We start from the raw sequence: 15,774 nt of genomic DNA, 5'->3' as shown, positions 1-15,774 counted from the left end.
ATTTCTTAGTTGATCGAAACGATCAGGTTGCCACTGGTGTCGACGAGTCCCTCGCAGTGAGGGGGCACAATCGCGATCGAGTCGCTGTATTCGACGACTGCCGGTCCTTTGACCTTCGATGCCGGAGCGAGGTCGCGCCAGCTGTAGATCGAGGTATCGACCCATTTGCCGTCGAAGTAGACCGCGCGGGTGCCGGCCTTGGCGTCCGGCTTCGGATTGGTGAAATTGAACTCCGGCGGCTGCTTGAGCTCGCCCACCGCGGTGATGCCGACCGCCACGAAGGCAATCTGGAAGTCCGTCGAGCTAACGCCGTATTCATGCTGGTGCGCCGCATGAAACGCCTTGGCGAGGGCCGGAAGATCCGATTTCGTGATGACGCCGTCCGGAAGATCGGTGTCGACTTCGTAGGTCTGACCGACGTAGCGCATTTGAGCGGTACGCTTAAGGGCCATCCCCTCGCCGCGGATGCCGTCTTCGGCGAGGCGCTGACGGGCCTTCTTGTCGAGATCGCTGAGGATCTGGTTGAGATGCTCGAGGTCGACCTCGTCGATCGTCGAGTAGATGAACGCCTCCAGGTCGTGCCGCAGATTCATCGCGGTTGCACCCAGCGCTGAAGCGACGCCCGCTTGTGCCGGGATGATGACCTTCGGGATGTTCATGGCGCGGGCGACGAAACAGGCATGCATCGGACCTGCGCCGCCGAAGCTTGCGAGAGTGAAGTCTCTTGGATCCCGGCCACGCGCGACGACGACGCCCTTCACGGCCTGCCCCATCTTTTCGCAGTTAATGCGGATCATGCCTTCGGCGACCTCGAGCCGCGACATGCCGACCTGGGCGGCGAGCGAATCGATCGCCCGCTCTGCGGCCGACACATCCAGCTCGAACTTGTCGCTCAGCGAGGGATGCAGACGGCCGAGGATCAGATTCGCGTCGGTGATGGTCGGCTTCGTGCCGCCTCGTCCGTAGCAGGCAGGTCCCGGTTCGGAGCCCGCGCTCGCCGGCCCCACGCGGAGCGAACCGCCTTCGTCGACCCAACTGATCGAACCGCCGCCGGCGCCGACGCTATGGATGTCGAGCATCGGAACGCTGACCGGGGTTTCCCATTCGATCTCGTAGTTTCGCGTGATGAGCCCTTGCCCTTGCTCGATGATCGAAGCATCGAAGCTCGTACCGCCGACGTCGGTATGAATGATGTTCGGGATCTGGGTCGTACGCGTGAGGTAGGATGCGTAGGCGACACCTCCGGCGGGACCGGACTCGATCAGTTCTTCCGGGCGCTTCTTCGCGTTTTCGATGCCCATGGCGCCGCCATTGCTCTTGAGGATCAAAAGAGATCCGGCAAAGCCCTTAGCGCGCAGCGCCTCGACGAGCTGGTCGAAGTAAGACGTCATGACCGGCATAAGGCAGGCGCGGATGGCCGTCGTGACGAAGCGAGCGTGCTCTCGGAATACAGGTCGGGTTTCTGCGGAGATCGCGACGTGAACGTTCGGAATCTCCTTCAGAAGGATTTCCCGCACGCGCTCCTCATGGACGGGATTCGCGTACGAATTGATGAAGGCGACGCCGACGGCCTGCAACTCGCGCTCGGCGATAGTCCGCGCGATCTTCTTTACATCCGCCGCATCGAGCGGACGGCGGATTTCTCCTCTCGCGGAAACTCGTTCAGCGAGGCTGAACCGGTTGCGACGCTTGATGAGAGGCATCGGCTTGGTTTGGTAGGGATCGTAAAGCGACTTGCGATGCTGCCTGGCGATCTCGATGGTGTCGCGGAAACCCTCGGTGGTAATGAATGCCGCATCGGGGTAGTTTCGTTCGATGAGCGAATTCGTGCCGGTGGTCGTGCCGTGCATGAAGAAGTTGATCTCGGCAAAGGGCACGCCGGCCTTCTCGACGGCCTCGATGACGCCGCGCGACCTATTGTCTTTGGTCGTTAGCACCTTTCCCGTCCGGTGCTCCTGCGTCTTTTCGTTCCAAGCAAACAAATCGGTAAAAGTACCGCCGACGTCCACGCCAACTCGCCACATATTAAACCTTCCTGTTTGCAAAACTACCCAACGTCAACGGAAGTCTCGAGAGACGAGCCGACTGCGTTGGGACCAATTGAATTGATCGGACTGTTACGTTCCAGTGCATAAGGCGCTCTGATCGACGCGCCCCTGTTACTTCCCTGTTGCTTCGAAAAATGACGGTGGCCTCGTTCGATGAGCGCACGCGGCGACCCGTACGGACCGCGCTGCCCGCGAAGGACAATCTCCGCGGGCTTGCCACCCGCACGACGCTGATCGGGATTGAGTGGAGGAGCGTGGTGCTCCGGCCATGCCCCGACGGCATTCCACCCCGGCCGAGCCGGATTTCGTTGTTCGTCGGATCGCATTCCACGCGCTTCCTCCGGAGATCCTGATTGATCTATCAAAAATCTGTGATGTAGTCTGACCTCGCGCCGGGAAAGAGGAAGGTCCAGTTTTCGCGCAGTTGACAGGGCCACTGTGGAGGAGTCGGACGGAATGAGGCGCAGCAGGTTCAGCGAGGAGCAGATCCTCGCAATCTCGAAGGAGCAGGAGGCTGGCTTGGCGATGGCGGATGTAAGCCTGCAAGATCGGCCGCCGCGAGATCTGTACCACGGACCGACTTCGGCCCAGCCCCTATCTTTTTAGTGCGCCGGCCATGAGCTTGACGCCTTTGATAATTGCTGGCTCTTCCAAGGCCGAATATCCCATAACGAATCCTGCCCGGATTGGCGGAGCCGAATAGTAGGCGGTAACGGGATAGATGCCGACGCCGACTTCTTCCGCACGCTTGACCATCATGTAACTTTCGTCGCTGCGCCGGTTCGCGAACCAGACGAGCATGTGCAGCCCTGCGTCAGCGCCGGAAACCGAGACTTCATTGCCAAATTCCTGAGTTAGGCATTGAAGTAGCGTCCTCCGGCGCTCCGCATTGCGCTTTCGGGTTCGCCTGAGGTGCCGTTCGAAATGCCCCTCGACGATAAAGTCTGTTAGTGCATCTTGTTGCAGGCTAGAGGTGTGCCTGTCGGCGATGTGTTTGAGTGTCTTGACGATGTCGATCAATGCGGGAGGCAGCACGAGATATCCCACGCGAAGCCCAGGGAAGAAGGTCTTCGACATCGTGCCTGCGTAGATGACGTGCCCGTGTCGATCGAGTCCTTGAACGGCTTCCACCGGCCGACTGTCGTAGCGGTACTCGCTGTCGTAATCGTCCTCTAAAATATAGGCGCCCGTCTCGCGCGCCCATGCGAGAAGATCGAGGCGCCGAGCCAGCGACATGACCACTCCGGTCGGAAACTGATGCGATGGCGTAACGTAGGCGAGACGTGCGCGCCGCGCTGCATGAGGCAATTCGTGGACGCAGAGACCGTTCGCGTCGACATGTCCGGGGACGATACGCGCGCCGGCGGCGAGAAAGGCTTCTCGCGCGCCGGGGTAGTACGGGTCTTCGGCAACGACTACATCGTTCGGATCTATCAGTGCGCGAACGATAAGGTCGAGCGCCTGTTGGGATCCGTTGACGATCACGAGCTGCTCATCGGTGCAATTGACCCCGCGCGATCGACGAAGATAGTCGGCAATAGCCGAACGAAGCCGGGGTTGCCCCGCCGCCGTGCCGTACTTCAGCGAATCGATGGCCGAATTGCGCGCGTGACGCGTCAGCAACTTCCGCCATAGATCGAAAGGAAAATCGGCAATGCTCGGCAATCCGTACCGGAAATCGTAGTCCAATCGAGTGGTCCGCTGCGTATAGAAAGGCGTCGGAGAGACGTGCGCTCGGGTCGCATAAGCCGACAAGCCGAAATGACCGCTGTTCTCGCTTTCTGCGGGGGCCGCCAAACTGTCCAAGGGCGCATCGGGCAAGTCCGGACTGACGAATGTACCCGACCCGACCTCGCCTACGATGTATCCTTCGGCGAGCAATTGCTCGTATGCCAATAAAATCGTATTGCGAGAGACACCTGCTTCTTGGGACAGATCACGCGTAGAGGGGAGGCGAGCCTTTTCTGGAAGAACGCCGGTGAGAATTTGATCTCGAATAGCTCGATAAATCTGCTGATACCGCGCTCCGATTCCATCCGTCTTCAGCAGCATCGAAATGGCCCCATCAAAGATCCTAGATACGAAGCATGGTTCTCCCGCGGCCACGAAGAATGCGCGCCGTTTGGATGGTCGTCAACAAAAATGGCCCTAATCGGCGATTTAAAAAGGACAAAATTCCATACCACTTGCGCGCCGCAACGCGGTGCTTTGGTGCCACCCGGATATTGAAGGGGCGTTGTCCCAATATCACCGACGGCGGCTGCCACGCTGGTGCCGAGACTGGCGGGATGCGCTTATTGGTCGTGCGACGCTAAAGGTCATTCAGAGGGGAAGGGACGACTGGAACCGGGTGGCCCAGTCATGGGAGAAACGCAAGCTTCCCACTCAGTTCTGACACCCGATGACAGAACAAATGGGATGAAATCCTATAGGGACGACGCGATGGAGTGCCGCCCTTACAAGCGACCTGACATGCTCGCGTAGCGGCTTGATCTGTCGCTATGCCTTTGTCTATCACGGCACGGAGCCGGAAGATCAAACGGATCGACTCCTAGCCAGATGGGTTCGACCTGTGCAATAACGGCTTCGAGACTATCGAGCATTTCTCAGATCTCCGCGCGAGACACTTTGAGAGAGGGCATCGGCCGCAGGCTGATCGAAAGGGATATGGCCATCCGATGAGGTTCAGCAACGGGGTCGGACGATTTCAACGGCACTCTATGGGTGACGCCCTACCCAACGGACAAGTCCTTCTAGGACTTTGCCGACCGCGCGGCCTGCCAGAATTGGGCCGCGCGGTCGTTAGCAAATTGATCCCGGCTTCGCGGGAAGCGTCCGATCAGTCAGCCGCCCTTATAGGGGCGGCTGACGTCAAATGCCGTAACGTGCTCAGGCACCGTCGCATCTTCCGGAACGAGTACGTCGCGTTGTGGAACTCCGCCCACTAAAGAGATAGGCAGTACGCCGGCCCAAACCGGAACAGCGGCATCTTCCGGATCGCCAGGAGGTCCTGATCGCGACTTGGCCGACGCTTCGTCAATCTTCATGCGCAGAACGGAAGTCGCCTTCAACTCTTGCGCGGTCATCGGGCGCATCATATCCCAACGTCCGGGGAACAGGCCTTCGAGTAAATGCTTCAAGCTCTCGGTCTTCTCACCGGGATCAGCCACCAGTTCGGCCTCGCCAAACAACATCGCCGAACGGTAATTTACCGAGTGATTGAAGGCCGAGCGGGCCATCACGAACCCGTCAAAGTGTGAAATCGTGATGCAGACCGGATGGCCTTCCACAGATTCCAGCATCCGACTGGCCGCGGAACCATGCCAATAGATGTAATCCCCCTCGCGCCAATATAGCGTGGGCGTAACGAATGGAGCATCGTCGATCACATAGCCGACGTGGCACAGGAAGCCGGCATCGATTACGTCAAAAAGCGACTGCTTGTCGTACTTCCCGCGCTGATGCATCCGACGCGCCCGCACACGTTCCGTCTTGGGAGGGGTTGTAGTGTCTTGCATAGAAACCTTCTTCCGTGGAGTTTATCTAGCGTTGGCAGGACCTGCGTAACGGCGTGAACGTTTGTCGCTGGAGTATGCCCGTCATGCAGTTCCGCGTAAGAACCACTTCGTCAAAAACGGTGCACTCCACTCCGGGTCGATCAACACCGCTCCGATAACTCATCGGCCGCCTCGGTCGTGCAGCGATCTGCTTTGGGTGTGAGCTAGCAGCCGCAGTCGTCCCATGACCAACCGAGTCTGGTGATTTGTCCTTCGTGGTTCTCAGGTTGAAGACCGTCAGCGCCAGCGTGGCGGCTAATTTTTGAGCCGTGTGGCATAGGTCTTCGATAGGATCTTCCAGGTTGCCGCATCCCTAGCGAAGATAAGTGTATCTTCGAAATATGACGTAGCGTTCTCGATCATAACCCGAGCGATGGCCAGATCGCGATCGATGAAGGAAAGCGACCTTACCTCCTCCAATCGATTGGATATCTCGATTGGTTTGCGGGTCCGCACCATATCGAGATATGCGGCGATCGCGAGAGACCGCGGGCCATCCTTTTCCAGCGAGTACAAGTGCGCGGACGCGTGAAACACCTTCGATAGCAGGTCGGCGTCGGAATTGTAGAAGCCATCCATATATGATCGCAAAGCTGAGAGAACGCCGCGGAACTTCTCGGCCTCGACACCGAGCCAATTCATCTGTCCGTTCATAGCCATCGCCCTTCTTAGCAACCGACGGCCACTTTTGGCGTCGGACACACATATACCTCGTCGCGGCTTGGCTTACCTAAGCGGCAAGGCGGCACGGCAAGTGAAGCGAGCCAAAAAGTGGGCTGCACCAAAGTTCGTATTCGCTGGCACCCCGATCCAATAGGTCCAATTGGATGCAATTCGACGGAGCCAAACACAATGGCTTCGTATGCTTGGATCAGACGCACGAGGCGCGGCGAAAGTGAATGCGTCGCAACGGCGCTCTTCAGCCGTCCTCGACAACGATCGAGCCGATGAGGATCATGGCGCCATGACGATCACGGACGCACGGACTGGCATGGCTAGGTTCAGGAGGGAGCCGGCGCTTACAGGCCGGCCGGCCTTCTGTCATTTTGATCCTTCTGGCCACTACCCTATCCCACCCAGGCAGAGATATTTGATCTCGAGATAGTCCTCGATTCCGTACTTCGATCCCTCACGCCCGTTGCCGCTTTCCTTCATCCCTCCGAAGGGGGCGACTTCGCTTGATATGAGCCCTTCGTTGATGCCGATGATGCCGTATTCCAGCGCCTCGGCTACCCGGAAAATCCGTCCGATATCGCGGCCATAGAAATAGGCGGCCAAACCGAATTCGGTGGCATTTGCGAGTTTGACGACTTCAGTCTCGGAGCTGAAGCGAAACACCGGCGCGACCGGGCCGAATGTCTCTTCCCTGAAGATCAGCATGTCCGGCGTTGCATCGGCGAGAACCGTCGGGCGGTAGAACGTCCGTCCCAATTCATGGCGTTCTCCGCCGGTCAGAACGCGCGCGCCTTTGCTCACGGCGTCCTTGACGTGGCGATTGACCTTCTCGACCGCATCCTCATTGATCAGCGGCCCGATGGTCACGTCGGGGTCAAAACCACTCCCAATCTTCAGGGCGTTGACTGCTTCGGTCAATTTCGCGACGAAAGCGTCATAGATCCGGTCATGCGCAAACAAGCGATTGGCGCAAACGCAGGTCTGCCCGGCATTGCGGTATTTGGAGGCGAGCGCCCCTTTTACGGCCGCGTCCAGGTCCGCGTCGTCGAACACGATGAAGGGGGCGTTGCCGCCCAGTTCCATCGACGTCCGCTTCACGGTCGACGCAGCCTGAGCGATGATCTTCTTGCCGACTTCGGTTGATCCGGTGAAGGTCACCTTGCGCACGATGGGGCTCGAGGTCATTACCCCGCCGATTTCGGTCGCGGACCCGGTTAAGACCGAGAAGACGCCGCCCGGAATGCCCGCTCGCTCGGCCAGCACCGCAAGCGCCAAGGCCGAAAGCGGCGTCTCTTCGGACGGCTTCACCACCATCGCACAACCCGCGGCCAGCGCCGGCCCGGCCTTCCGGGTGATCATTGCCGCAGGGAAGTTCCACGGCGTGATCGCCGCGCAGACTCCAATCGGCTGCTTCAGGACGACGATACGCCGGTCGGAGGCGAAGCTTGGAATGGTATCACCGTAGATGCGCTTTCCTTCCTCGGCGAACCACTCGACGTAAGATGCCGCATACACGATTTCGCCGCGACTCTCCGCCAGCGGCTTGCCTTGCTCGGCCGTCATGATCGTTGCCAGGTCTTCTTGGTTGGCAACGATCAAATCGAACCATTTGCGGAGCAGCGCGGCCCGCTCCTTTGCCGTCAGCGCGCGCCAAGCTGGCCAAGCTGCGTCGGCGGCGGCAATCGCGCGGTTGGCTCCGGCCGCCCCCATGTCGGGTACGGTCGCCAACAGTTCGCCGGTTGCGGGGTTCGTCACCGCTAAAGTGGCACCACTGTCAGCCAGCGTCCAGGCGCCGTCGATATAGCAGGCGCCGCGCAGGAGTGAGCCGTCGGCCAAATCGAGCGGGCGGCTTGTGGTCTTTGCTTGTGACGTCATAGGCGTACCGGTCCAATAGAATCAACTCGAAGCGCCGCGCCATGTGGGTTCACGAAGCATTTGCAATGTGCCAGCTTGCATGAGGTCCCGGAACGCGGTCGCTACAGCCGACGTTCAAAACGACTCGCTGGGAAGAGTTCGCCACAGCTAAAGTGGCTTAAACGCGTTCCAGCCCAATACTCCCGTCAGCCGCCCGGCATTTTCATAGGCTACAACAAAGAGGGCCGCGGACCTTGTCCGCCTGCGCCCGGGCCTGCCTGCCCGATGGTTCGAAGCCTATGCTCTCAGCGGGGCGGGACGATGGGCGGATTCCAGCTAGGGCTGGCTCAGGTAAGACTTACGGGCGGAAAAGACGCCGACGCGGCAGGCTTTCGCCCGTCCGCGCCGACGCTGAGGCAGGGTTACTTGAAGCGGACCTTCAGCGACACACCGTAAGTGCTCGGCATGCCCGTGGCCTGGGTGATGATGTCGTTGTACGAGATGACGTTCTGGACGTTGAACGTGTTGAACACGTTCTTGCCCCAGGCCGAAATGGTCAGCTGGTCACCGGGGAACTCATAGCCGATACGGGCATCGACCAGGGTGTAGCCATCGATCCGGAACGGATAGGGCTTGAGCGACCGGGCGGGCGCGCCGGGAATGCGCAGGACGCTGCCGCCAATATAGGCATCGACATCAGACCGATAGTTCACCGAACCGCCGACGAAGACTGATCCACCATTGCCCGTCGGGACGCGGTAATCGACGTCGCCGGTCAAGCTCCAGCTCGGGGCGAAGGGCAGACGGTTGCCGGCGAAATTGAACGGCTGATTGCGGTTCGGACCGCCGATGTTCCCGAACACCGTGGTGGCTGTGTATTCATCCACCTTGGTCTTGAGGTAGCTGGCCGAGCCCGTCAGGGTCAGGCCTGACACAGGCCGGACGACAAGGTCGGTTTCAACGCCGAAGATATGCGACTTCGGCACGTTGTCGAGGCGCTGGAGCAGGCCGAAGTTCACGTCCTGGAACGTGCCCTGGATCTGCTTGTCCCGGTAGTCTTGATAGAAGATCGCGCCAGTCCATTGTACCGCGTTGCCCAGGAACCTGGCCTTGAAGCCGCCTTCGTACGAGGTGACCTGTTCCTGTTTGGCAGGCTTGAAAGTGTCGGTCGTGGTGGCGGTGAGCACCGGGAAGCTGCCAGCCTTGAAACCCCGCGAGACGTTGGCGTAGACCAGCAGGTCGCTCGTCGGCTTGAAGTCAATACCCACCTTCCACGAGACGTTATTCTCGGAAAGGCGGTCAAGGTAAGGCTTGCCGTTCGAGAAATCCGGGAAGAGCGAGAAGCAGGCACCGGGATTGTTTATGCCGAGACCGAACGCGACCGAAGCGCGCTGATCGGGCGTGTTGTCGCTGTTGCACAACCGCTCGTGGTTGACCGAGTGAGTGTAGCGGATGCCCCCTTTCAGGGTGAGCTGATCGGTCAAATCGAATTCGCCGTTGGCGAAGGCGGCGACATTGTCCATCTTGCCCCGGCTGTCGATGGTCGAGATATGAGCCCAGGCGACAGCCGCATTGGACACCCCGTTGTCACCGAAGGGAATGTCCTGGGATTCAACCACCTTGCTGTGGTTGTAATTGCCTCCAACGGTCCAGCGGAACTGCTGGCCGGGAGCCGCGGCGTTGGAGATCCGCACTTCTTGCGAAAAGTCGCTGATCGTGCCCTCGTCGCGGGGATTGTCGACAAATTGATAGGGAGAGCCGTCCAGGTCGAAGGACATGTTCTGGGTGAGCCGGCTGAAGCCTGTGATCGAGGTGATGGCGATGCTGTCGCTCAACTCCAGGTCAGCGCGCAGGGTGGCCTGGAACAGGTTGCGGTCGCCCGCCGGCACGGCGGGCTTCGTAATGGACTGGAAGCCCGGCGTGTAGCCCGGGGCGGGATTGAGCGGGAAAGGCAGCCCGCCGGTCAGCGGACCGGGGGTGCGGGCAATCGTCGACCAGCTCGCGGCACGGAGGTTTCGCGGCGCGAGGACCGAATTCAGCTCCGCAAAGGTCGGCGTCGCGGTAGTCGACGGCAGAGAGGCAATCAGCTGCAGCGCCTGCGGCTGCGAGCGATCGACCGATCCGTTGATATTCAGCTCGAATTTCAGCCGGTCGCTGGGCTGCCAGGCAGTAATAAGGCGGCCGGCAAAGTAATTCTCTGTCCCATTCTTCTGCGAGGGATTAAGGAAATTATACTGCCAGGCGTCGCGATGCTTGGCATCGAACGCCAAGCGCATCTGCACGGTGTCGCTGATCGGCCCGCTGATGTAGCCGCTGCCGTGTATTTCGTTGAAGCGGCCATAGTCGAGGTTGAAACCGGCCTGGAGATCCTTGGTCGGCTTGGCGGCGACGTAGTTGATCGCCCCACCGGTCGAGTTCTGGCCGAACAGCGTACCCTGCGGGCCCTTCAGGACTTCAACACGCTCAAGGTCATACAGCGAGTGGCCGGCGAGGACCGGGAAGGTCAGCGGCGCCTGATCCATCGAGATGCTGACCGCCGGATAGACGCCCAACGCGTCGGCATTGTAGCCGATACCGCGCAGGGTATAGACCGGGGTGCTGTGGGTGGACGGCGCCAGCGCCATGCCCGGAACGTATTTGACCAGATCTTCGGCCTTGCCGATGTTGCGCCGCTCGAGCAGCGAGGTGTCGAACGCCGCGATGCTGGCACCGACCTTGTTGATGCTTTCATTGCGCTTGTTGGCCGTGACGATGATTTCGCCGGTCGATTCCGCGCTTGCCTCGGCGGACGATGCGTCGGCGGCTTGAGCCCAGGCTGGTGCGGCGCTGGCCGTGAAGACGACGGCCGCAGAAGCAAGCAGGCCGGACCGTGAGATGATATTCATTGTATTCCCCCTGTCATGAATTATCAATATGAGTGGTGGACTCTGGATTGGATAAGAGCCTTGTTGGCTCATTGTGCTTGTCGCTCCCCCAGGGTCGTTGCGGGCTGACGGCGGCCTGCGGGTTCGCGCAGGGCCGCCGTCAGCAGCAGCCAGTAATTATTCCGGGAGCCTATCGCGGGAGACGACCGACAATTTCTTGCAGAACGGCCCCTTGGATGTCCATGTGATGTGCTGGCCGGCCGAAAGGCCGATCACGTCGCCCGCCCTGAAGGAGTGTTTCCTGCCGCTTTCGGTTTCGATCACGTCTACCTCGCCCTCGAGGAGAAGGATGGTTTCATCGCCGTTCGTGCAGGTATAGGGCGTTGTGAGCGTGCCGTTTTCATCGACAAAACTGCCGGCAATTCCCCTGCCCGAACGCCATACGGCGGACATGAACGAGCCGGTCGAACCTTGGGCCCTGATGGCGTAGTAATCACCTGCGATCAGCGCGCCTTCCTGGGGTTCGACGAAGGGAAAAACCTCCCAGTCGTCTGGATTGTCGCTGATATTGGTGACCTTGAGATCTTGCGGTGGATTTGCCGTGGCCTCGGTGCCGTTCCAGATGCACCAGTACATCTTGAAGGCCGGCGCCTCGATGTCCCATCTAACTTCGAGGCCCTTGGGCGCGTTGATGACCGAGCCGGGGCCGACGCGAAAGCTCTCGCCGGTGGAAATCACCGCAAGCGTCGCGCTGCCGTCGATCACGCAGGCAAGTTCATCGCCGAGCGGCGAAGAACTCACAAACGTGTGAGATCCGTCCGCGTTCGCGCCCGGAGCGGTCGGCCCGGTCCGCCAGAACCCGGCCTGCAGCGATCCCGACGTACCTTCCGGCCGGCTGATCGTCACTTCGCCGTGGACCTGCTTGCCAAGACCCGGTTCGATCCACTCCAACGGCGCCCATTGATCGGCCGGCGGATTCTGGACACCGCGGTGTACCGTATAACGCGGTCCGGACTGAACGTCGTGCAATGAACCGGTGGCCATATTCTCGCCTTCTTGGATTGCGCCTTCACTGGGAATTGCGCCTTCACTGATTTTAAGTGCTGTGCGGCCACGAGAGGCGCCAGCCCATGTTGCAATATTGATGTAAAAGCGGGCCATGTCCTAGAACCATGATTTATGTTTTCGATGGTGCCATTTCGCCTGCCGCGGCGCGCGTTGCACCTTAGCCCCGTTAGTCTCCCAGTAGATGGGACCCCGAGGAATCCGGGGGCATGCTTCGCTCTGGTGCCCTGCTTGGACTACCCGCGCCGTCTTCGGCCGGATGCTGGCGAGGTTTTTCCCAGCGAGGTCGGAAAGGCGCGGTAACGGACGTATCGCGATTTGCGCGCAACAATCGCGAATGGCATTAGCGTTCGAGATCTGCATTGCCGTTGATGTGCGCTTGATCGTCCAGGTGACCGTCCCAACGGGACTGTCGAAAGGCGAGCGCAGAGCGGCGACACGTCGCTTAGCGGAAATCTTCGGGCAAGCTTCGCAGGCTGATCTGGCTCCGTCAAAAATGCCCGAAATGGCCCTAGGTCGCGGGGGCAGACGTGCTTTAGCTAGATCCGCGCGGCGCTCTTCTGATTGTCGCGATGAAAATGAAAGCTGTAGCGTCCCGTGACGATCTTAGCGACTTCGGCAATCAAGGAAGACAAAGTTGATCGATCTCACCGGCAAGTCCGTAATTATTACCGGCGCAGCCAGCGGCATAGGGCGTGCGACGGCGATACTCGCCGCCAGCCTTGGCGCGAATTTGACGCTGGGGGACCGCACCGAAGAAGCCGGGGCCAGCGTCGTCGATGAGATCGAAGCTGCCGGGGGAACGGCGCAATTCTTGCGGTGCGATGTGGCGCAGGAAGACGATGTCGAGGCGCTCGTTGCCGCCGCGGTGTCCCGGTACGGACAGCTGGACGGCGCGCTCAACAACGCCGGCCGCCTCAGCGTAGGCAAAGATCTCCATGACCTCACCTGGAATGAAATTGAGCAGGTCTACGCCGTCAACGTGAAGGGCGTGTTCCTGTGTATGAAATATGAGATCAGGGAGCTTCTCCGCGCAGGTGGCGGGTCGATCGTAAACACCGCCTCGGGGAGCAGCGTCGTCGCCTTCCCGCGCGCCGCCGATTACGTCAGCAGCAAGCACGCGGTATTGGGGCTGACGCGCGCCGCTGCGCTCGACTACGCACAGCACAACATTCGGGTGAACTGCGTCATGCCGGGGACAGTGTTGACCCCGATGCTCGAAGGGCTTTTCGAATCGGCACCGGAAACCAAGGCCTTCCTTGAGTCGCGAATTCCGATGGGTCGGCTGGCACAGCCGGAGGAAATGGCGGGCAGCGTTATCTGGATGCTTTCAAACCAGGCCTCGTATGTGACCGGCGCCGCAATCTCGGTGGACGGCGGGTATACGACGACCTGAGCCAGGCTGATGCCCCCTTGTCGGCACGTTCGGATCGTGGCCATTCTGGCGTGATATGGAGGCAGGCGCGACCTGACCATATCCCCGTGAAGTTTCGCAGCGCGGCCCTCTTCGGGGTATCGCGATTAACATGCAAGAAGGCCTACTCGAGAATTCGGCCCCAGCGCACCGGAGGATTTCATGCCTGAATACAAGCTGCTCATCAATGGTCGCCTGGTCGATGGTGCAGGGGTCATGGACGTCATCAACCCCGCCACGGAGGAGGTGCTGGCGTCATGCCCGCGCGCGTCCGAAGCGCAGCTCGACCAGGCGGTCGCGGCTGCCAAGGCGGCCTTTCCCGCGTGGGCGCGGACTCCGATCGAGGAGCGTCGCGAGGCGATCCTGCGACTTGCCGAGGCGATCCATGCCGATGCCGGTCCGCTAGCCCGCCTGCTGACCCAGGAACAGGGCAAGCCGCTCGCGGAAGCCGAGGCTGAAATCGCCTATAGCGAGGCCTTTATCCGCCAGATGGCAACCCATGAACTGCCGGTGCGGGTTCTGGAGGACAACGACAATCGTCGCGTGGAAGTGCAGCGCCGCCCGCTCGGCGTTGTCGGTGCGATCATTCCGTGGAACTTCCCCGTGCTGATCCTCGCCTTCAAGCTGCCCTTTGCGCTACTCGCGGGCAACACGCTTGTGGTGAAACCGGCGCCGACCACGCCGCTCGCGACATTGCGCATTGGCGCATTGATGGCGGACATCTTCCCCGCGGGTGTGGTCAATATCGTCACGGACCAGAACGATCTCGGCGCGCGCCTGACCAGCCATCCCGACGTCGCGAAAATCAGCTTCACCGGGTCAACCGAAACGGGTCGCAAGGTCATGGCCGGCGCCGCCGCCTCGATCAAGCGCCTGACCCTTGAGCTTGGCGGCAATGACGCCGCGATCGTGCTCCCGGATGCCGACCCCGTGAAAGTGGCGCCGGGCATCTTCCAAGGCGCGTTTCTCAACGCGGGCCAGGTCTGCCTGGCAATCAAGCGCGTCTATGCCCATTCGGATGTCTATGACGCCTTGTGCGCCGAACTCGCCCGTCTCGCCGAGGAGGCTGTTGTCGATGATGGCCTGAAACAGGGGGCGCAGGTCGGCCCCCTTCAGAACAAGGCGCAATACGAGAAAGTGAAGGCTTTCCTGGACGACGCCAGAAGCACTGGTACCATTGTGACCGGCGGCATGGTTCCCGATCGGCCCGGATTTTTCGTCCGGCCAACCATCGTCCGCGATATCGAGGATGGTGCGCGGCTGGTCGATGAGGAGCAGTTCGGGCCGGTTCTTCCGATCATTCGTTTCGACGATCCGGAAGACGCGCTTGCCCGCGCCAATGCATCCTCGATGGGGCTCGGCGGTTCGATCTGGTCGAACGATCGCGCCGCCGCCTATGATCTCGCCAGCCGTATGGAAGCGGGCACCGTGTGGATCAACAAGCATCTGGATTTCGGTCCGACAATTCCGTTCGGGGGCGCCAAGCAGTCCGGAATCGGCGCCGAATTCGCGGAAGAAGGATTCCACGAGTTCACCCAGATTCATGTCATCAACGAAGCGCGATAGGCCATTCCTCACCGCCGATCCGGCACAGATTTCGGACCGGCGAGACCCGATCTCATTAAATTCGATCGATATCAATGAGGTATATTTCAGGGTATCAGCAGAAAATCGACATAAACTATGTAGCGAACCATAGTGATAGCACAGGATTTCGATCCCTCGCCTTGCTACTGAGAGCCCCCAGAAAGTGATCTCGCGTCACCGAACAGGCTCTGATCAGATTCGGCCTTTCGTGAGATATTGGCGGTCGAACTCGCGCAGCTTAAATCCGGCGCGGGGTAGGAGTCCGCCATGCCGCCACGGGGCGATAAGGTAGGTCGCGCGACGGAGCTGCAATCCACGCCGGCTTTCATTACGATTGATGAGTTTGCAGAAATTGCTCGCATATCGCGACGCACGCTCTGCCGATTAAGGCAATCCCGGCCAGCGGGATTTCCCACCGAATATGACCTCGGGCTAAGCGCGGCGCCGACACGGAATTGCCGCCGACCTCGCTTCAAGCTCGCGGAGGTTCAGGCGTGGCTGGACTCACGAGCCCTCTGGTGACCCGCGCGGTGAATGTGCCAGCTTCTGTGTTGATGGGCGGTACGAAGATCACCAACTACCTGCGAAATCGCTAGGTTTCCGCGATTTTTTGGTTGAACTCGGAATAATTATTGCGTCTCAGGTAGCAAGCCCTCCTTTTACTCGTGGCGTTTGGGCAGGTTGGCCATGAGTGTCGGCAGACAAACGCC

9 protein-coding genes are annotated in these 15,774 nt (G+C 60.2%); 2 read left to right on the top strand and 7 right to left on the bottom strand.

The window, feature by feature from the left end; genetic code table 11:
• Nucleotides 1-5 precede the first annotated feature (5 nt).
• The 7 genes from AAC645_RS07390 to AAC645_RS07360 all read right to left on the bottom strand — a co-directional run bounded on the left by AAC645_RS07390 (nt 6) and on the right by AAC645_RS07360 (nt 12,159).
• The gene (locus AAC645_RS07390) at nt 6-2,009 is read right to left on the bottom strand and encodes a hydantoinase/oxoprolinase family protein (protein WP_340314950.1); all 2,004 of its coding nucleotides are present in this window, start codon (nt 2,007-2,009) and stop codon (nt 6-8) included.
• 633 nt (nt 2,010-2,642) lie between these two features.
• Complete coding sequence (gene pdxR / locus AAC645_RS07385) at nt 2,643-4,100, bottom strand: MocR-like pyridoxine biosynthesis transcription factor PdxR (protein WP_340314948.1); 1,458 nt, start codon at nt 4,098-4,100, stop codon at nt 2,643-2,645.
• A 791-nt stretch (nt 4,101-4,891) separates the two neighbouring features.
• Entirely contained in the window at nt 4,892-5,566 is a 675-nt protein-coding gene (locus AAC645_RS07380; RefSeq protein ID WP_340314947.1) for a pyridoxamine 5'-phosphate oxidase family protein, read from the bottom strand.
• Between the two features lie 294 nt (nt 5,567-5,860).
• Entirely contained in the window at nt 5,861-6,307 is a 447-nt protein-coding gene (locus tag AAC645_RS07375) for a nuclear transport factor 2 family protein (protein ID WP_340314945.1), read from the bottom strand.
• 360 nt (nt 6,308-6,667) lie between these two features.
• Complete coding sequence (locus AAC645_RS07370) at nt 6,668-8,155, bottom strand: NAD-dependent succinate-semialdehyde dehydrogenase (protein ID WP_340314944.1); 1,488 nt, start codon at nt 8,153-8,155, stop codon at nt 6,668-6,670.
• 401 nt (nt 8,156-8,556) lie between these two features.
• Nucleotides 8,557-11,019, bottom strand: coding sequence for a TonB-dependent receptor (locus tag AAC645_RS07365; protein ID WP_340314943.1), 2,463 nt, complete (start codon nt 11,017-11,019; stop codon nt 8,557-8,559).
• Nucleotides 11,020-11,175: 156 nt separating this feature from the next.
• Complete coding sequence (locus AAC645_RS07360; protein ID WP_340314941.1) at nt 11,176-12,159, bottom strand: cupin domain-containing protein; 984 nt, start codon at nt 12,157-12,159, stop codon at nt 11,176-11,178.
• Between the two features lie 541 nt (nt 12,160-12,700).
• Between AAC645_RS07360 and AAC645_RS07355 the strand changes: the two genes are divergently transcribed.
• Together AAC645_RS07355 and AAC645_RS07350 are read left to right on the top strand one after the other, a co-directional pair.
• The gene (locus tag AAC645_RS07355) at nt 12,701-13,459 is read left to right on the top strand and encodes an SDR family NAD(P)-dependent oxidoreductase (RefSeq protein WP_340314940.1); all 759 of its coding nucleotides are present in this window, start codon (nt 12,701-12,703) and stop codon (nt 13,457-13,459) included.
• Between the two features lie 180 nt (nt 13,460-13,639).
• On the top strand, nt 13,640-15,043 hold the full coding sequence (locus tag AAC645_RS07350; protein ID WP_340314939.1) for an aldehyde dehydrogenase family protein: 1,404 nt from the start codon (nt 13,640-13,642) through the stop codon (nt 15,041-15,043).
• The last annotated feature ends 731 nt before the right edge of the window (nt 15,044-15,774 follow it).

Origin of the sequence: Rhizorhabdus argentea, from assembly GCF_037861105.1 — a bacterium.
Lineage (GTDB): Bacteria > Pseudomonadota > Alphaproteobacteria > Sphingomonadales > Sphingomonadaceae > Rhizorhabdus > Rhizorhabdus argentea.
The sequence above is the reverse complement of the archived record's forward strand: the minus strand, read 5'-3'. Positions and strand labels throughout refer to the sequence as shown.